Source organism: Marinomonas communis (assembly GCF_004363305.1).
In the GTDB taxonomy this organism is placed as follows: Bacteria; Pseudomonadota; Gammaproteobacteria; order Pseudomonadales; family Marinomonadaceae; genus Marinomonas; species Marinomonas communis.
In genome coordinates, this window is record NZ_SNZA01000001.1 from 921,298 (window position 1) to 940,477 (window position 19,180).

Annotated in this window: 15 protein-coding genes and 4 tRNA genes; all 19 read right to left on the bottom strand. The window is 45.3% G+C overall.

Annotated features, from left to right (window positions below):
* Positions 1 to 5: 5 nt before the first annotated feature.
* The 19 genes from C8D85_RS04370 to C8D85_RS04460 all read right to left on the bottom strand — a co-directional run bounded on the left by C8D85_RS04370 (position 6) and on the right by C8D85_RS04460 (position 19,163).
* The gene (locus C8D85_RS04370) at positions 6 to 1,940 is read right to left on the bottom strand and encodes a TRAP transporter permease (RefSeq protein ID WP_133560125.1); all 1,935 of its coding nucleotides are present in this window, start codon (positions 1,938 to 1,940) and stop codon (positions 6 to 8) included.
* Between the two features lie 17 nt (positions 1,941 to 1,957).
* Complete coding sequence (locus tag C8D85_RS04375; protein WP_133560126.1) at positions 1,958 to 2,893, bottom strand: TAXI family TRAP transporter solute-binding subunit; 936 nt, start codon at positions 2,891 to 2,893, stop codon at positions 1,958 to 1,960.
* A 136-nt stretch (positions 2,894 to 3,029) separates the two neighbouring features.
* On the bottom strand, positions 3,030 to 4,097 hold the full coding sequence (locus C8D85_RS04380; protein ID WP_133560127.1) for an ABC transporter substrate-binding protein: 1,068 nt from the start codon (positions 4,095 to 4,097) through the stop codon (positions 3,030 to 3,032).
* Complete coding sequence (locus tag C8D85_RS04385; RefSeq protein WP_133560128.1) at positions 4,094 to 5,503, bottom strand: sensor histidine kinase; 1,410 nt, start codon at positions 5,501 to 5,503, stop codon at positions 4,094 to 4,096. Before C8D85_RS04385 ends, C8D85_RS04380 begins: the two co-directional genes overlap by 4 nt.
* Positions 5,500 to 6,180 carry a response regulator transcription factor gene (locus tag C8D85_RS04390; RefSeq protein ID WP_133560129.1) on the bottom strand — a complete coding sequence of 227 codons (681 nt, stop codon included), beginning with the start codon at positions 6,178 to 6,180 and terminating at the stop codon, positions 5,500 to 5,502. The genes C8D85_RS04385 and C8D85_RS04390 overlap by 4 nt, the downstream gene beginning before the upstream one ends.
* Before the next feature lie 535 nt (positions 6,181 to 6,715).
* A complete protein-coding gene (locus C8D85_RS04395; RefSeq protein ID WP_133560130.1) occupies positions 6,716 to 7,741 on the bottom strand; it encodes a histone deacetylase family protein in 1,026 nt (341 codons plus the stop codon).
* 28 nt (positions 7,742 to 7,769) lie between these two features.
* Positions 7,770 to 9,020, bottom strand: coding sequence for a M20 family metallo-hydrolase (locus C8D85_RS04400; RefSeq protein ID WP_133560131.1), 1,251 nt, complete (start codon positions 9,018 to 9,020; stop codon positions 7,770 to 7,772).
* A gap of 11 nt (positions 9,021 to 9,031) precedes the next feature.
* Positions 9,032 to 9,970 (bottom strand): 2-hydroxyacid dehydrogenase, encoded by a 939-nt coding sequence (locus C8D85_RS04405; protein WP_133560132.1) that lies wholly within the window; start codon positions 9,968 to 9,970, stop codon positions 9,032 to 9,034.
* The gene (locus C8D85_RS04410; protein WP_133560133.1) at positions 9,970 to 11,619 is read right to left on the bottom strand and encodes an ABC transporter ATP-binding protein; all 1,650 of its coding nucleotides are present in this window, start codon (positions 11,617 to 11,619) and stop codon (positions 9,970 to 9,972) included. The genes C8D85_RS04405 and C8D85_RS04410 overlap by 1 nt, the downstream gene beginning before the upstream one ends.
* A gap of 1 nt (position 11,620) precedes the next feature.
* Positions 11,621 to 12,460 (bottom strand): ABC transporter permease, encoded by an 840-nt coding sequence (locus tag C8D85_RS04415; protein WP_133560134.1) that lies wholly within the window; start codon positions 12,458 to 12,460, stop codon positions 11,621 to 11,623.
* Positions 12,457 to 13,440, bottom strand: a complete 984-nt coding sequence (locus C8D85_RS04420; protein WP_133560135.1) for an ABC transporter permease — start codon at positions 13,438 to 13,440, stop codon at positions 12,457 to 12,459. The genes C8D85_RS04415 and C8D85_RS04420 overlap by 4 nt, the downstream gene beginning before the upstream one ends.
* A 54-nt stretch (positions 13,441 to 13,494) precedes the next feature.
* Positions 13,495 to 15,042 carry an ABC transporter substrate-binding protein gene (locus tag C8D85_RS04425; RefSeq protein ID WP_133560136.1) on the bottom strand — a complete coding sequence of 516 codons (1,548 nt, stop codon included), beginning with the start codon at positions 15,040 to 15,042 and terminating at the stop codon, positions 13,495 to 13,497.
* Between the two features lie 88 nt (positions 15,043 to 15,130).
* Positions 15,131 to 15,922 (bottom strand): class II aldolase/adducin family protein, encoded by a 792-nt coding sequence (locus C8D85_RS04430; protein WP_133560137.1) that lies wholly within the window; start codon positions 15,920 to 15,922, stop codon positions 15,131 to 15,133.
* A gap of 342 nt (positions 15,923 to 16,264) precedes the next feature.
* Positions 16,265 to 17,170 carry a LysR substrate-binding domain-containing protein gene (locus C8D85_RS04435; protein ID WP_211342121.1) on the bottom strand — a complete coding sequence of 302 codons (906 nt, stop codon included), beginning with the start codon at positions 17,168 to 17,170 and terminating at the stop codon, positions 16,265 to 16,267.
* Between the two features lie 505 nt (positions 17,171 to 17,675).
* Positions 17,676 to 17,752: transfer RNA gene (locus C8D85_RS04440), tRNA-Met, on the bottom strand.
* Between the two features lie 46 nt (positions 17,753 to 17,798).
* Positions 17,799 to 17,875, bottom strand: a tRNA-Met gene (locus C8D85_RS04445).
* Between the two features lie 45 nt (positions 17,876 to 17,920).
* A tRNA-Met gene (locus tag C8D85_RS04450) sits at positions 17,921 to 17,997 on the bottom strand.
* A gap of 62 nt (positions 17,998 to 18,059) precedes the next feature.
* Positions 18,060 to 18,136, bottom strand: a tRNA-Met gene (locus C8D85_RS04455).
* Positions 18,137 to 18,272: 136 nt separating this feature from the next.
* Positions 18,273 to 19,163, bottom strand: coding sequence for a hypothetical protein (locus tag C8D85_RS04460; protein ID WP_133560138.1), 891 nt, complete (start codon positions 19,161 to 19,163; stop codon positions 18,273 to 18,275).
* Positions 19,164 to 19,180: the final 17 nt, after the last annotated feature.

The window sequence follows — 19,180 nt, forward strand, 5'->3', positions numbered from 1 at the left end:
GAACACTAAGCAGACAGTAACCTTATTTTCTTACATTGCGCCCCTAGATAGACGCCTAAGGCAATCAACAGTCCCATCCCAAACACTCTTAGAGTGATGACATTTGTGCTGAAGTCTGCAGCAGCTTCTGGCCAGGCAATTAGCAGCGCAGCCACGATAAAACCGCCTCGTTGAACCATGGTTAAATGGGTTCCTAGCCAACCAGAGAAGCCAATACTCATGGAAATGGTTGCTAGAGTGGCTAAAAAGATCGCCATGGTAATACTCAGTGAGTCACCAATCAGCAAAACCCCCGGCATGGTAACAAATAAGAACGGCACCAATAGTTTAACGAAGCCTAAGCGCATGGATTCTATTGCCGTCTCGTTAGCGTCCGCGCCAGAGATTGTCGCTGCCGCATAGGCTGCCAACGCGACAGGTGGTGTGATCGCTGAGACCAGACCGAAGTAGAAAATAAACATATGCGCCGACAAGGTTTCCATTCCTAACTGCGTCATGGCTGGTGCGACTAAAACCGCCAGCAATAGATACGCTGCAGAGGTCGGTAGCCCCATACCAAGAATAAACGACGCCAACGCCGTCAGCAGTAATACGCCCCAAAGATTGCCATCGCCAAGCTCAATGATAAGGCCTGACACCATCAACCCCATACCCGTCAAGTTCAGGACACCAATCACTACCCCCGCTGAAGCCACCGCAGCGACAATTGGCAAGGTATTTAACAGAGTCTCTTTACAAGATTGGATCAAGTCTACCCAATTAATTCGAGTAGATGCTTTCCAAGGCGAAATTAACAGTCCCACCACAATTCCAAGCACTGCCGCTTGTGTTGGCGATTTGCCCGCAATCATCAGTCCCACCAAGGCGATTAAAGGCAACAACAGATAACTTTTAGCTTTTAGGGTCTCCATGAGCAAGCGCAGTCCCGCTTCATTGTCACGCTCAAGACCTAAACGCCCGGCTTCCAAACGAACAGAGATCATTAACGCCAAAATATACAGAAGAGCCGGCACCAGAGCCGCCAGAGCCACTTCTGCATAAGGGATACCGATCATTTCGGCCATCAAAAATGCTGCAGCCCCCATAACAGGTGGCATAATTTGTCCTGCAGAGGACGCCGCTGCTTCAATGGCTCCCGCAAGTTTCGGGCTGTAACCCACTCGCTTCATCAGTGGAATGGTGAATGTTCCCGTAGTCACTACGTTCGCTACCGCACTACCATTCAAAGACCCTAAGAGAGCACTCGATAATGCCGCCGACAACCCCGGTCCACCTTGAACACGGCCCGTTAACCCGCGTGCGATATCGACAAAAACTTCTCCGGTGCCAATCTTTGTCAAAATGGCACCAAACAACCCAAATAAGAAGATGTATTCAACCGCGACCCCCATAGGCACGCCGTAAACGCCCTCTGTTGATAACAACAAGGTTGACGTTAGGCGATTCAAGTCATAACCGCCGTGTCCATATTGCCCCGGTATTAAATAGCCAAAATGGGCATACAAAAACGCCAATGCCATCAAAACAACTAATGCCCAACCTACGGCAATTCGGACAAAGATGAACACGATCACAGCCAATGCTATAAATACCCATGTATCCGTAGGTATCGACATCGCGCCGCGCATGATGATGTCAATGTAAGAGTTCCAAAGATATGGGCCCGGTATCAAGGCGACCAATGCCAGTGCGTAAAAGACGACGCGTACGATTGGTGTTTTATAGCGTGATCCGTACAACATCATCGCCGAGCAGGCGACCAATGAAAAAAACGATGAGCGTAAAAGTAAGGCAGTAATGCCTCCGTAATAGGCACCATAGATCACTAAACCTGCGATACCGATAGCCAGAATACTGAATAGAAAAGAGACGGATAACTGCTCCTTGCGTCCAAGATGATCAGACGTAAGGAGCAGACTTTTGAGGCTTGTCTGCTCCATAGTGGACTCCTAATTAATTACTGACTGGCTTCGTCGTAAAATGCTTTCGCGCCAGGGTGTAATGCAACCGGAGTATTCGGGGCACTGCTCAATTGAATGTTTTTCGCCTGTGGGTGAACTTGGCTTAATTCATCTAGGTTAGAAAAAATCGCCTTGGTGATGTTATAAACTTTCGTTTGATCGTTTTTACCGCTGGTAAAGAGAATCGCAGGATCGTTGATCACCGTGACCGGTGCCGCAACATCTGGATACGTGCCTGACGCTAGCTGCGTCACTTGATAGAAAGGATATTTTTTGATCATGCTGTCGAGCTTCTCTACATCCGCAGACAGCAGTTTCATATCTGTTTGAGAGTCTAAGTCAATCAGTGATGAAGTGGGTGCACCTGCCAAGACAACCGTTGCATCCACTTGTCCGTTAACAAGCGCTTTAACCCCTTCGGTGTAAGACAAAAAGCGTGGCGTAATGTCGCCAAACACACCATATTCTTCCAGTAGACGTGTCGCGATGACAGCAGCGTTACTTCCCGGAGGCCCCATGCTCACACGTTTGCCTTTCAAGTCATTGAAGCCATTTACGCCTGAACCATCTAACGTCGCCACCTGTAATACTGCAGGGTATAAGTAGGCAATCCCAGCAACGTCTAGCGCTCCGGTATTTTTAAAAGGGCCTTCGCCATTCTTCGCTTCAAATAAAGTTGAAGAGGAAGATAGACCTAACGTCATTTGGCCAGCTGCAACACGGTGATTATTTTCTACCGATGCGCCTGTCACTTCAGCTCGGGCAGTCGTGTCATCCAAATGCTTGTTTAATGTTTCAGCTACCCCGGCGCCAATGACATAAAATAAACCGCCCGTGCCACCGGTACCGATGGAAATACGTTCAGCCGCCATAGTTAAAGAGCTTGCAAACGTGGCTGCAAATGCTGAGGCAAGAAGAAATTTCTTATTCATGGTTGTCTCCATTTAACGATTATTTTTGTTATACAAATGGTGGTAAACGATCATTCATTCGCTTACTCGACGCTAAATTTATAAGACGAACCTTTCACGAACCTTTCATGGGATTCATAAGAAAGCATCGATCACATTATGGCGCTGTGCGCATTGCATGACGCCATTCTTCCAATAATAGGGCGCGTTTTGCTTGATCCGTTTGCACTAATAAAGGCAAACCAAATACGATGGGGCGAAAGATGCCATGGGGTTTACGGCGTATTTCTAAAAGGCTGTTTGGTCCCACAGCGTTTTCAGATAACGGAATCAAGCTTGATGCTTGTGCCAAGACTGTTTGCCCATCATCCGACAATAAAAAATCGATAAAGCTTTGTGCTTGTTGAAGGTTCTTGGCTTCACGAAAAATAAAAGCCGTTCGCATCACTGCTGACGTGTAATCGGTCGGCATGACTGTTTTGATCCAAGGGTAAGTCTGACTCCACTCAAACGCATAGGACCCCAGTACGTTATAGGCAATAAAAATTTCGCCCCTTAATAAGGCCTGTAGCATGGCTGAACTATTGGGGTAAAGCTGTGCGTGGTGTGATCCAAAGGCTTCGAGTAAACGCCCATAAGTACGCGACTGCTGAGAGTCATGGAACCATGTTAAGTAGCCAAGCCCTACGGTTTCGATATCACTAAGGCCAATTTTCCCTTGCACTAATGGACTTTGCTCACGAATCAAAGAAAGTAGCGCCTCCCTACTCTCCGGCATAGCACGATGTCCCAAGATGTCCTGATTAATCACCATGACAATGGGTTCAAAGGTAAATCCAAACGCTTCATCGCGCCACTTTGCCCAATTTGGCAACGCATCCGTCACCTCTGATTGATAGGGCTTAGCATAGCCATCGTTAACCAGCTTAAATTGCAAATCCATCGCTGGACTCATTAAGACATCTGGCTTTTTATCCGCTGGCCGCAAACTTAAAACTCGATTAAAAAGCTCCAGTGAACTGTGCTCAACGTACACAATCGTTATCTCAGGAAATTGCGCTTGATAAGCCTTTAAAAGTGGCTCAATCGCGTCAAAGTTAGCCGCCCCCCAAATGTTCAACTCAACTGGGTTACTCTCTTCGGATGGCAACGTATTCGATTGTTCAGCGTTTGCGATAGGACACAAACTAACCAGTAGCAATAAGCTTAATAGCAATGGCTTCATACTGTTTCACCATTGGCTTCGAAAAGCACTTCGATTAGCAGGCCATGGGGTTGATTATCCGCTAACATCAAACGCGCTCCATGGTGTTCAGCCACTTCCTTAGCAATACTTAACCCTATCCCTGTACCGACGGTGTGATTGTGTTTGCTGCGATAAAAGCGCTCAAAGACATGCTGCTTGTCTTCATCTGAAATGCCATTTCCGTGATCGGCAACGGTGAGACAAAGAAGCTCTTGTTCACGATATAAATTCACCTGCACAACACTTTGCTTAGGGCTGTATTTCACGGCATTTTCAATGATATTGCGTAACATCTGCGTTAAAGCCACGTCATCCCCTAAACATGAAGCGGAAATCTGCCCTAAATATTCAATCTCAACCTCAGACTCCAGAGCCCAAACCACTAAACTACGACACACATCTTTGGTCAGAACATCCAGCTGTACTGGATGGAAAGCTTGGCTTCTCATACGATGGGTTAATGTTGCTTCCTCTAGTAGATGATTAACGGTATCTGTCAGAAGCTCACTGCTTTTAATGATGTCTCGCAGCTGTTGTTGACGCTTGAACTCGTCCTGTTCTACTAACGCATTTTGTGCCTGAAGATTGACACCAGCGAGCGGTGTTCTAAGCTGATGGGCGGCCTCTGAAGTAAAGCGTTTCAGCCGCTCTAAGGTCATATTTAATTGCGACATAAAGAAATTGACCGTCTCCAGTAACGGACGAATCTCACTGGGCACATCCGTATTGAGTGGGGTTAATTCCGTCGAAGAGCGCTGTTCAATGGCTCGCCTCAATGACTTTAAAGGCCTTAATACACGCCAAATGCCAAACATCAACAACCCCAACGTGATGCAAAAAAAGGTAATCAGGAACTGTATTACTAAGCCCCCCATTTCATCCGCCAGCTGTTTTCTTGCCAAGATTGTTTGACCTATGGTGACATGCACTACTTCGCTGTTGTCTGATTCAATTAAGCGCTTGGTTAGGGTAATAAAACGCACATCCTCGCCTCGATAAACGCTATCAAAGTAGACCGGTTCAGCTGAGTTTTCTTGCGAGGATCTATCCTTCTTCACTGCATGAGAAGCATTGGGTAAATCCTCATAGCCTGTGAGCAAAATTCCCTTTTCTGAAGTAACGGAATAATAGGCTCGATCCTCTGGCGCCAAGGCTAGGGTTTCAAATGCAGAAACAGGTAAGTCGACCATCACTTTGTGATCAAGCAAGTTAATATTTTCTGCAATTTGAAGAGCAGCTCCATGAATAAGCCGATCGTAGGAGAGCTTTGCAGCACGATTGGCATACAGATCAGCCGTCCATATGGCCACACCATTTATCACCGTCAGAACGATTAACGTCATAATCAATAACTGGCGTCGAATAGAGCTCGTCTTTGCCCTCATTCTGAAGCGCCTGATTGCTCTTCCAGCAAATAGCCAAGCCCACGAATGGTTCGAATATGTAACGCTGAGTGCGCCAAGGTTTTTCTCAGCCGCGCGACGTATATCTCGATTACATTTGGACCTGGTGCTTCATCAAACCCATAAATATGATCCATTAAAACGTCTTTACTCAGCACTTGCTTTGGCTGAGTCATAAAGATTTCTAACAGCCTAAACTCCCTTTGTTTCAGCTCTACTGCTTGGTTATCGACTTCTACTGAGCAGGTTCGTAGATTGAGACTAACATTGGCAAACTCTATCGTTTCCTGGGCCTGACCCTGACTGCGTCGCAGGATAGCTCGAATACGTGCTTCTAATTCACCAAAGTCAAAAGGCTTAGTAATGTAATCATCCGCCCCCAGATCTAATAACTTGATTCGCTCTTCGACCTGATCAATCGCCGTAATGATCAACACAGGCGAAGTGGTTTTAGACTCTCTTAATGATTGTAATATTGAAGCACCATGGGCATCAGGTAGGTTTAAATCTAACAAAATCAGATCGTAGTTTTGCTGGCGAAGCATTAGACGCGCCTGCTTGCCAGTGAGTGCAAGATCAACTCCATGACCGATGTTTTTAATCCGATGTGAAATGGCCTCACTTAAGACCGAGTCATCCTCTATAACAAGTATTCGCATGCTTAATTTTCTTTTTATGGTTAGCAAGAGAAGTGAAATTACGCCGTAGCCTTTGCCTAACCTACAACGTTGTAAATGCATTTAGCAAATTCAAAAGATAAAGCCATCATTGAATAATATGGAATTTGAAAGGCTAGCTGTTAGGCTATGCGGGTCACTTGATATTGAGCTTTACTCAATATCAAAATATCATTGCTAATACTGTATACACTATGAATTGAGCGTTTCTAAGCTTATGGTACCACTTTGGATATATCAGTTCCGCCTCTAAGGGCACTAGGCAATCATATGCGACATATGCAATTTAATTTTTCAAATCACTACAAGAGCTCCATTTAGACACTCTAATAACGTTATTCAAATAAGCACGCATAACTATTGACTATTCTTGCAAGGGTGTTCATCCCTTTTTCCACACTCATTATTCGGGGAGGAAGCTGGGCGGTTACTCAAGCCCATTTGAGTTGAGAAAAACAAATTTCTTTTTGTGAAATCTGCACTAAGACTTAGTAAGGGACGAACAAAACAGGTACCTTTAACGTTCAGAGAAAGCCTTTAAAACTGCACCGAGGTTATCCCCTAAAACTGGCGAAATATAGCCTCCTTCTTGGACGATCAATGTTGGCAAGCCCAAGTCATCTACTCGCTTACCTATTTCTGCAAACCCCTCAGTCGTAATCCCCAATACTGCAAAAGGATCCTTTTCTGAAGCATCCAATCCTAATGCCAAAATAATGGCATCTGGAGCATAAGACTGAATCTGCTCTAGCGCTTGCTCTAGGACTGGCAGGTAATCTTTGTCGGTCGTGCCTTCTGGTACGGGATAGTTCAGATTGAACCCATAACCACTACCTTCACCTCGCTCATGAGCATAGCCCCAGTAATGTGGGTAGCAATTTGCAGGATCTGCATGAATAGAAACCGTCAAGACATCACGACGATTCCAAAATACCGCTTGCGTGCCATTACCATGATGTAAATCTACATCTAAAATCGCTACGCGCGGATACGTTTCCAGTAAACGTTCAGCGGCAATAGCCGAGTTATTTAAGAAACAGAATCCCGCGCCACCGTCAGGGTAAGCATGATGCCCTGGTGGTCGACAAACCGCATAAGCTGTTTTTGTCGTACCTTTTGCAATACTGTCCGCCGCACTAATCGCTGTCTGGGCCGATGCATAAACCCCCGACCAAGTACCCGGCCCTACTGGGCACGAGGTATCCATCAGGTGCCAGCCAACTTGGCCAACAACATCGCTAGGATAACTGGCGCTATACCTAACAGGGTGACTCTTAGGAATAATCTCTTCACTCGCATCCGGCAACTTTTTCCATTTCGGATAAATCGTCTGCAGGAAAGTTAGGTAATCTGGCGAATGGACTTTACTGATAAACGAAAAACCGTGGTCTTGAGTCTCTTCTATTTCAATGCCGAGTTCTGACAGTACATTACGAAAAATATCGCCTCGCTCAGGTACCTCACGAGCAGCAATCGGTTTACCATTTTTCATATAAAACTTAGGAAAGTGCTGGCTCTGATCTTGGTGATAAAATGCTTTCATCCGGTACTCCTTGATGAGTGTCAGCGCTCTAGTTAGCAGCGCGAAGAATAGTATTCAGCAACACATTACAGCCCTTTTCTAATTGCTCTGGGCTGGTGTATTCACATTCGTTATGGCTGAGTCCCTTTTCTGATGGCACAAATATCATCGCGGTGGGCGCCACTCGACTGACATAGACCGCATCGTGTCCTGCACCACTCACCATGGAGTGAGGAGAAATCTCGGGATAAGAAATTTCACAGGCAGCCTGAATATTCGCCAAACAGTCTTTGTCGAATGGACATGGTGGTAGTGACCAAGTTTCTTTGATAGTCACGTCTAAATTCAATTGAAAAGCCAATTGATGAATGCTTTCAAACGCTTTGGTTTGCAGTTCCTGCAATGCGTCACCACTAGCTTCGCGTAAATCTAACGAGAAATGGACTTCTCCTGGAGAAACATTAGTGGAGGCGTTAGGGATGCTTAACTCGCCAATGGTACAGCGACTATTTATGCCATTCTGCTCTGTCAGTTCAGTGAGGCGAGTGATCATTCTTGCTGTACCAACCAGGGCGTCATTACGTAAACCCATAGGGCTTGGACCTGCGTGACACGAAGTACCTTTGACTTGTACTTGGTACCATTTCATACCCAACACGCCTGTAACAATACCTAGATCAACACTTTTGTCTTCAAGCACAGGACCTTGTTCGATGTGTAGCTCGTAATACTGGTGAATATCGGAAAAGCCATCACTCATAACTTTGCTGTAGCCTAGGCGATCTAATTCATCACCAAAGCGAATGCCTTCGACATCTTTTGTATTTAATACCTCAGCTAATTTAAACACTCCCGCAAAGGCCCCAGAACCCAACATAGCAGGCTTAAAGCGGGCGCCCTCCTCGTTCGTCCACACAGCCACTTCAATCGGCCGAAGCGTTCGAATATTCTGGTCATGCAGGCTTCGCAACACTTCTAAGCCAGCCAAACAACCGTAGATGCCATCAAACTTACCGCCTGTTGGTTGGGTATCTAAGTGGCTACCAGTAACAATGGGGGCTAACTGGTTATCTCTTCCTTCAACGCGAAGGAAGAGATTACCTGCAGGGTCAATGCGAGATGTTGCGCCCACTTCTTTAGCCCATTCGATGAACAAATCACGCGCGGCTTTGTCTTTATCGGTTAATGCTAAACGATGGCAGCCACCGACTTTACTGTCCTTGGCATCGGTATGACCAATTTGCCCCATTGCCATAATAGAGTCCCACAGTCGACTCCCGTTACATTGCTCTACTTTCATATTAATTCTCCCTAATATCCCGTACTTCTTGGCACTTCATTCTGCAAACGTTGCCCATCGATATAACGGAGATATTCATTAGTAATGTTTTTTACGGCCGCAATAGGACGCACATCGCTGGCATCATGGGGCGTAATAATGAGGTTAGGATGTTCCCAAAGAGAACTGGTGATCGGTAATGGCTCCTGTGCAAACACATCCAGTGAAGCACCACTTATTAAGCCCATTTGCAACGCTTGTATTAAGTCAGACTCCACCAGATGGCCGCCTCGCCCAAGGTGAACGAGATAGCCATTAGGTTTAAGCTTTTGAAAAGTTTTAAGGTTAAGAATTCCGTGTGTTTCGTCGGTCAATGGCAACACGCAAATCAGTACTTCGGTTCTAGATAAAAATGCTGACAACTCCTCTGAGCCACAAAACACAGAGATATTAGAGTCTTTCAAAGGCTTATTAGTTTTCCGCCATCCTGCTACAGAAAAACCTAAGTGATCTAGGTCTTTGGCGATTCGTTCGCCCATAAAACCCATCCCCAAAACACCAACTGACACTTCAGATGGAGCTCGCATAGGTTGACGTTGCCAGACTTTGTTTGCCTGCTGCTCGCGATACAAAGGGAAATTACGTTGATGATTGAGCACATGCCATATGGCGAATGTGCTCATGATAGCAGCCTGTTGATCATCTCGGTTGCGGCAGACTTTGACATGTTCAGGTAGACTTGGGCAGGCCAAAATACTGTCAACCCCAGCAGCGACAGAAGCCACGACTTTGATATTTGGGTATCGCTCAAAGAAATCATCTTCAGGGAACCACAATAAAGCGAAAGTGATGCTAAGCGGATCATGAACTTCATGACTTAGAAATACCTTAAGTTCATTTTGCTGCGCTGCAAAACACTCTGCATAGGGCGTCATATCGAGGTAACTACTGTGTAAAATGCCACACTCCATTACGCATACGCCTTTTCTAATGTTTTAGCATGCCCAGTAGTTTTGCCTGAGCGCCAGTCAGCCCCTGGAATTGAAGCTATTAGGCTTTTGGTGTAATCGTGACGCGGTTGTTCAAATACTTGTTTGGTGACTCCCGCTTCAACAATGCGGCCTTTTTGCATCACAATCACGCGATCACACACTTGCGCCGCTACACGAAGGTCGTGGACCACAAAGAGAACAGCGAGATTGAGGCGCTGCTTTAACTGCTCAATAAGATCCAAGATCTGCGCTTGTACTGATACATCCAGGGCGGAAATCGCCTCATCAGCTACCAAGATCTCTGGATCATGGGCTAACGCTCGGGCAATACCGACACGTTGACGCTGACCGCCTGAAAACTCGTGCGGATAACGGTCAAGTGCCGTAGCAGGCAGCTCAACCAAGGCCAAGAGCTCTGCTGCCTTTTGCATGGCTTGGGCCACAGGCATACCTTGAGCAATAGGGCCATCAGCAATGATTTGACCTATGGTCTTACGAGGATTCAGCGACGCAAATGGATCTTGAAACACCATTTGAATACGCTTTCTAAAGGGCGCTAGTGCTTTTGCATCAAGTGCTTGAATAGGATCATCACCTAATAAAATCTCACCACTGTCCGATTCCAATAATCGAACGACGCAACGACTTACAGTCGATTTTCCCGATCCTGATTCACCAACTAATCCAAGTGTTTCGCCACGATGAAGTTCGAATGAAACGTCATCTGCCGCTTTTACAATCCTTGGTTTAGAAAACCAACCGCCACCAGTACTATAGGTCTTACATAACTGATTGACCGTTAATACCGGAGCAGATTCAGCTAACAATGGGCGCTCAGGAGCAACAAGCGGTGGCACTGCGGAGATCAATTTCTTGGTATAGCTATGTTGTGGATTGTTTAGAACCGCTTCACGTTCTCCCAACTCGACCATTTGTCCTTTTTCCATCACCACAACACGATCAGCAATCTCTGCAACAACACCAAAATCGTGGGTAATAAACATCACCGCAGTGTTATGCTTTTCTTGCAGCTCTTTGATCAGTTTTAAAATTTGTGCTTGGGTGGTGACATCCAAAGCCGTTGTCGGCTCATCTGCGATTAAGATTGAAGGCTCTAATGCCAAAGCCATTGCAATCATGACACGCTGACGCTGACCACCCGATAACTGGTGCGGGTAAGCGCTCATCATTTTCTCTGGATCCGGTAAGCCAACGTCTTTTAAGAGTGATAAGGTACGCTCGTGACGCTGCTTTTTACTTAACTCAGTATGAATTAAAAAAACTTCACCAATCTGATCCGCCACTCGCATCAATGGGTTCAACGCGGTCATTGGTTCTTGAAAAATCATACTGATGCGATTCCCACGAATTTTCCGAGCACGATGCTCTTCTAATGACACCAAATCGTAACCATCAAAAGTGATCGCCCCTGTTTCCACTTGAATGGCTTTTGGGAGTAGACCCATGATGGCATTGGCAGTCATGGACTTACCCGAACCAGACTCACCGACCACACATAGAATCTCACCTGGCATTAACTCGTAATTCACATTTGTGATAGCAAACTCACGATCTGCACCTTTGGGTAAACGAATACTTAAATTTTCAACTTTTAGTAGTGGCTTCATATTAATGCTCCCGTTTACCGGACAGTTTTGGGTTTAAGGCCTCATTTAAGCCTTCACCTAAAAGGTTCAGCGCTAATACCGTGACAGCAATTGCTACACCGGGGATAAAGCTCAACCACCATGCTTGGCGAATCACTGTTTTCGCTGCACCAATCATGTAACCCCACGACATGATTTCTGGGTCTCCCAGCCCTAAAAAGGACAGAGATGACTCTAGAAGAATCGCTGTCGCCACCATTAAAGAAGCCAGCACAATAATTGGCGACAGACTGTTTGGAAGGATTTCTTTTAAAATGATATTACGATGGGATTGACCATTGAGTTTCGCTGCTAGCACATACTCTTGATTTCGAAGTGCTAAGAACTCACCACGCACCAATCGAGCCACTGGCGGCCAACTCACGATGGCTATGGCACCTGTGATCGAATAAACACTTGGTTCAAAGATAGCGACTAAGACAACTGCCAACGCAAAACTTGGTACCGTTTGAAACACTTCGGTAAAACGCATTAGGATTTCATCGACCCAACCACCGAAATACCCCGCATAAGCACCTAGTGGAATGCCGATAAGCAAAGCAATAACGGTCGACACTAAGCCCACTAACAGAGAAATACGCGCACCGTAAATCAGCCCCGCCAGTACATCACGCCCTAGAGTATCGGTACCGAGTAAGAAACGATCGTTAGCAAACGGAGGAATAAACGGACGCTGTACCATCTTCCACGGACTGCCGTCGTATAACATTGGGCCAAAAATCGCGATGAGGCTCAGTAACAACAGCACAGCAAAACCAAACATAGCTACTTTATTTTGAGTTAATGCTCTAATTACGTTCATTTTGATAGCTCGATTCGTGGATCAACTACGCAGTAGATAACGTCAGTGATCAGGTTAAAGAGAACCACCATGGCAGAGGAAATAAAAAACACGCCCAGTAGCAAGTTGTAATCACGCTGGAATAAAGCCTCGAACATCAAGCGACCGATACCAGGCCAAGCGAACACGGTCTCAGTGAGCACCGCGCCACCAATTAATTGGCCAGCTTGAAGCCCTGCTAGTGTCACCACTGGCAGTAAGGCATTGCGTAATACATGGCGATAAGTCACACGATTCGGTGTCATACCTTTCGCAATGGCGGTTTTCACAAAATCCATACGCGTGGTTTCGATCATTGAAGCACGAGTCATACGTGCATACACCGCGGTAAAAAACAGCCCTAAAGTGGCCGCAGGAAGAATCAAATGGGTCATAATATCGATAAATCGATCGAAACCCGTCAGATTTGCGCCAACGGTTTCCATACCAAAACTCGGTAGCCAATTGAGATAAACCGAGAAAAATAGTGCTGCCATCATGGCAAGCCAAAACAAAGGCGTTGCGTAAAAGATCAAGGCTGCAACGGTAATGAAGGAATCAGCCCATTGTTTATGCTTTTGTGCGGCCACCACTCCTGCCAATACACCGATCAACAACGACAATAAAAATGCCGCCCCAGTGAGTAACAGGGTTGCAGGCATACGATCCATAATCAGGTCAAAAACCGGCATCTGCTGACGATAAGTGATACCCATATCGAACTGCACCAAATTGCTGATATAGACCCATAGCTGGTAATACAAAGGCTGATCCAAACCAAATTGCTCGCGCAACTGTTGTAAAAAAAGCTCATCGGTTGCCCCTGCCTCCCCTGCCATGACCTTGGCTGGATCTCCCGGAGCTGCCCGGATTAAAAAGAAGTTGAAGACTGCAATGACCAACAGAACGATCGCGCCCTTTATCAGTCGCCCACCTATGTACATGAGAGTCTGTATACTCATCGTTTCACCCCACCGTTAAAACTGAGGGAAGCAATAGCCTCCCTCATGTTTGTCTTACTGTTTAATCCAAGCCGTACCAAATGCATCGTTAATACCAATGCCTGAGTCGATTAGGTTTTGGACTTTGCAGTTGTAGATGGTTGGAAATTCAAGCTCCATTAACCATGCCACAGGCACGTCTTCGACCAGCTTATTTTGGATCTTGCTGTACAGTTCTTGGCGCTTTTCATCAGGAAACGCAGTCGCCGCTGCATCGAACCACTGATCGATTTCAGCATTGCTGTAACCTTCGGCATTATTCCAAGGGGAGCCTTTTGCAATATTGCTAGAGATGTAGTTTCGCGCCACACCTAAAGCGGGGTCGCCATATTGATAGAGGTAAGTGAAAGAAATGTCGTAGTCCCAGTCAGAGACTTTTTGGTTCCAACCTGCGACATCGGTAGACTCGATCTTGGCATTAATGCCCACTTCTTCGAGGTTTTGTTTGATGACTTCAGTCCAGCGTTGCCAGGTTTCTCCGTATGGCATCGGTAAGATACGCACAGGCTCTCCGTTATAACCCATAGCTTTTAACAGCTGTTTCGCTTTGTCTGGGTTGTATTCGTAGGCAGGCAAGTCAGCGTCGTAAAATTTTGTCTTCGATCCAACAGGACTGTTGGCTACTTTACCGTAGCCGTTCCACAGTACATCTTTGGCAAATTCTCGATCCATGGCATACATAACAGCCTGACGGAAACGAACGTCTGCTGTCGGTCCTTGTCGATTATTCAACCAAAGCCACGCATGAGGTGAGAAAAACTCCCAACCATCTGTCGTCACACAGGTATTATCAAGCTCGGTTAGGCGCGGCACGTCAAAATTTTCTACTGAGCCTCCTGGCAGTACATCTATCTTACCAGTTTCAAACGCCACCGCTCGCGAAGCGGCATCAGGAATCACATGCCAATAAACATCATCCAAATGTGGCAGACCTTGAACATGGTAGTTTTCATTTTTTTCAAGATGGATATAGGAACCCTTTTGCCACTCAGCAAATTTGAACGGTCCAGTGCCGATTGGATGATGGTTCGCAGGGTTAGTTTTGTAATCTGTGCCTTCGTAAATATGTTTTGGCAGCATAGGTGTTGTGCCGACTTCAAACAAACGAATGAATGGGCCAAAGGATTCTTTTAATTGAAACACCACCGTATAGTCGTCAGTGGCTTCTATGCTCTCCACATGAGCAAGAGAAGTACGTAAGCGAGCATTTGTTTCACGTAAAAGCTTATCGATCGAAAATACAACATCTGCAGAAGTGAAAGGCTGGCCATCATGCCAAGTGACACCCTCTTTAAGATGGAAGGTCCACGTTTTACCATCATCCGAACTTTCCCAAGAAGTCGCTAACAGCGGATGAGGATTTAAGTCCTGATCGTAGCGCATTAACCCTTCAAAAATATTGCCACCAACCTGCTGCGTCGTAGCATTTGAATACATACCTATCATCAAGCTTGGTGGTTCAGGCTGTACAACAACATTGATTGTGCCACCCTCTTCAGCAGCATAAATAGGTGTTATTAGCGGAACGCAGGCAACAAGAGCCCCCATGAAGATCTTTTTCATGTCATTTTCCTCGGTTCAAAGGTTTTTAATGGTTATTTAAGTGTTCTTTTGTGATCTGTTGACTAACAGTGAGACAAGTAGCACAAGGCTACTCTTTATAAGTGGGAGAGACTTTTTCAAGTAGGCGCAGATAGGCCAACCATTCAGCATGAAAGCCACCGCGCTGACTAATCTCCGCAAAATGCTTATATTGTTGGTAGGTTAATTCGCAGACATCACTATCAATCGGCTGTACCGGTTGCCCACTTGCCAACACTGACATTTGCACCTTACATACGCGCTCTAGGTTGTACATTAGAGTAAAGGCTTCACCGACATTTTCACCCATAGTCATTAGACCATGGTTATCAAGAATCAGAGTCTTATTTTCTGGGCCAACGTCTTTGACTAAACGCTCGCGTTCTTCGAGATTTAACGCAATACCTTCGTATTTATGGCGCGAAACACCATGATAGAACTGAAGTGCCCATTGATTTAGTGGAAGGATGCCTGTTTGCATTGAAGAAACAGCCACACCTGCAACAGTATGGGTATGAAGGGCGCACTTCACATCATGTCGGGCACCATGAATAGCGGAATGAATAGTAAAACCTGCTGGGTTAGCGCCCATATCACATGGGTCATCAATAATGGTTCCATCCAGATCAATTGTTACCAACTCACTAGCTTTCACTTCACCGAAGCGTGTTCCATATGGGTTAATCAAGAAATGCTCATTATCACCCGGTACACGTGCAGAGATGTGAGTATAAATACTGTCACTCATTTGAAAGTGTTCTATCAGATGATACGCTGCGGCTAAATCCACCCGCACACGCTCTTGTTCCGATAAATTTGGGTAGGTATCTCTTACAAAATCGTAATCAGTTTGACTGCTCATTGCTCTGCCCTTTTGTGTCCTACATTTTTCATCTTTTGATTTTGATCATCCAGATCCACATCTCAAATGACCATAATTAGATTCTTGTTGAAAAAATAGGCGAGCACAATCGAATTAAATTTGCACAATTGTTAAATTTTTTTTGACAATTAATCCAAAAAAAAGCCGATTGATGAATTTTTTAATCGAAAACCTTAATAATCCCCCCTCAGTACATCAAGCAAATTACACGCCAATAAAGCAAGATCAAATCTAGTGCAAACTTTCAAATCATGCCTATAAAAATGGCATACACTAATTCATCACCTAGATATGCACCAATATATACCATCATCTTAGATATCAACGACGATCGTACCGAGCTTGTACATCTGAGATCAAACTCTCAAGCCATGCAATAAACGCAGAGACTTCAGGCCTCTCAACCTTCTCTGGCGAACTCACTAAATAATAGGCTCTAGGTGACTCAATGCTTTTCTCAAAAGGCCTAATCAGTAATCCTTTATCTAAGGCATCACCACTGACCATATTGTCACCTATCGCAATCCCCTGCCCAGAAATAGCTGCAGACTGAGCAAAGTTTGCATCAGAGAAAATGATTCCACCTTCAAGCTGAGTGTTGTTCACGCCATTAGCCGCTAACCAAACACGCCAATCAGTTTGGTTAACTAGATGTAATAAAGGCAAATTTACTAAGTTAGCGGGATGCCCCACCCCACCATGTTTCTTAAGAAAATTGGGGCTACAGACCGGAAATAAGCGGATGGTAATGAGTTGCCTGACATACTTATCAGGCCAGTTACCGTTTCCGTAAGCAATGTATAGATCTATCTCATCATTCGACGTATCGTCCGGCACCACTGGAGAAGAAATATGTAAAGTTAGCTTGGGATAGATCGAGGTGAATTCTGCTAAATGATGGCACAGCCAATAGTTCGCTAAACCAGGGGCACAACTTACTGTTAATTTGCCGGTTACTTCATGGCCATTATTCTCACGAGCTGCCTCAGTAAGAATAGATAAAGCACGCTTGGACTCGACTGCATAGCGTTCTCCTTTCTGGGTTAACAGAATGCCTCGACCGCTCTTTTGAGTAAGAGCAAAGCCAACGACTTCTTCCAACATTTGGATTTGATGACTGACGGCACTTCGCGTCAGGTTTAGCTCTTGCGCTGCAGACGATATGCTCCCTAGCCGAGATACCGCTTCTAACGCGCGCAATGACATTATCGAAGGAAGTCGCTTCACTTTACTCTCTTCTGCTTGCTTATACTGATTAACAACCTAAACATAAAAGCAATGTAAAACAACACATAACATTATTTCTAAATTTTTTAACGTATCTAAGACGATCGTTATCTCTAGATAAATCGATTTTAGCCAGCTAATGAAACAGATTGCTCAGTTGCTATAGCTGTATTCCCACCTGAACGCATAAACCTTACGAGTCATTACGCTAAGCTAAACCTACTCTTACTTTGCCATACAAAAAAACTCTGGAGTATAAGTCTTGATTTGGTTGCGGGAGCCCCTGTTTAAATTTAGGGAGCGAACCGACGACCTTCGGGTTATGACCGAACGATGTAAGGTTGGAAATTCACTGCTAGAAAGACTTTGGAGTGTTAGTCTTAAATTGGTTGCGGGAGCCCCTGTTTAAATTTAGAGAGCGAACCGACGACCTTCAGGATATGAGCGAACTATGTAAAATTGCAGATTTAATGCTAAGAAAGACTTTGGAGTGTAAGTCTTGAGTTGGTTGCGGGAGCCGGATTTGAACCGACGACCTTCGGGTTATGAGCCCGACGAGCTACCAGGCTGCTCCATCCCGCGCCTGAAAAAGCCAAAGAATATGACTTTTGAATTGTAATCTTTGAACTGGTTGCGGGAGCCGGATTTGAACCGACGACCTTCGGGTTATGAGCCCGACGAGCTACCAGGCTGCTCCATCCCGCGCCTGACAGTCAAAGATAACTGATTGTAGAATGTGAATCTTAGAATTGGTTGCGGGAGCCGGATTTGAACCGACGACCTTCGGGTTATGAGCCCGACGAGCTACCAGGCTGCTCCATCCCGCGCCATTCAGTCTAGTGACTGTCTAAGATTTCATTCAAGTGATTATGGTAGCTGTAAAACTAAATGGTTGCGGGAGCCGGATTTGAACCGACGACCTTCGGGTTATGAGCCCGACGAGCTACCAGGCTGCTCCATCCCGCGCCTTATTTAGTTTTAACTAATCACTTTCGGTGTGCATTTTAGAAATGTAAACACCTGTCAAGAATGTGTTCCGCTTTAAGTTCTAAAGCTTCCCGTCTCAACGAGGTGCGCATATTAGAGATGTTTTTATGTTTGGTCAACCCCTAAGTTTAAAATCTTTTAATTCTAAACGCTCTGGGTAACCGAAAGATGAACAGTAACAACGAAGACCGGAGCGGTCCGACTGGATGCTACGTGAGTAGAGAGAAATCATTTCACGGGCATTTTGAGACATTTCTTGCCAGTTTTTCAGAAAGTTAATGTAGGGTATCTGTTGGATAGAGTTAACAACCCAACCATTTTCCCCTTCAATAATCCCGTAACGCCTACCCTGTTTTGAAATAAGCATAACAGGCATCCCATACGCATTAGCAACATCCACTAAATTGATATCTGTTTGCAATTCTTCCGAAACAATCAAAAGCCCACACTCATGCACTAGATACTGACTTGGTGGCAAAAACTCTTGTAACGAGCCAACTTCTAGATCTATTTGATTGAGACGCGCATGCTGAACAATTGACTCCGCTAGCGGGTCTTCAGAGAAGCTTAAAAGTTTGGCCGATGCTGAAGAAAAATATCTTGGAAAAAGGTAGTCCTCTTCTCTAGTACCATCACCCCAATTGTCTTCTTTATGCATGTACCTCGCTATTCGCTTAATAGCTGATGAAACCTCTGATTTATCTAACCAGTCGGGTAACTTGTTGGTATGTAATTTGCAACGCAATGCAGGACTGATAAGTGAAGCAAGCGAATTCGCCTTCGAACCAAACGTAATTAGATGAAGCGGTGACTCTTTATGCACTATGTCCAATAGCGCTTTCATGCTAGGTTTTATTTGATTGGTTGCAGACTCAATGACGTCATTGATCGACACGACCTTGAATGTAAGGGAAAACCTTTCAAGCTCATGGCAAAACTCTTCAATGAAAAGTGCAAGCACTTTATTTTCATGTCGAGCATCCCAAACAATCAACGCATCAGACATATTGAATCTTCCTCTGA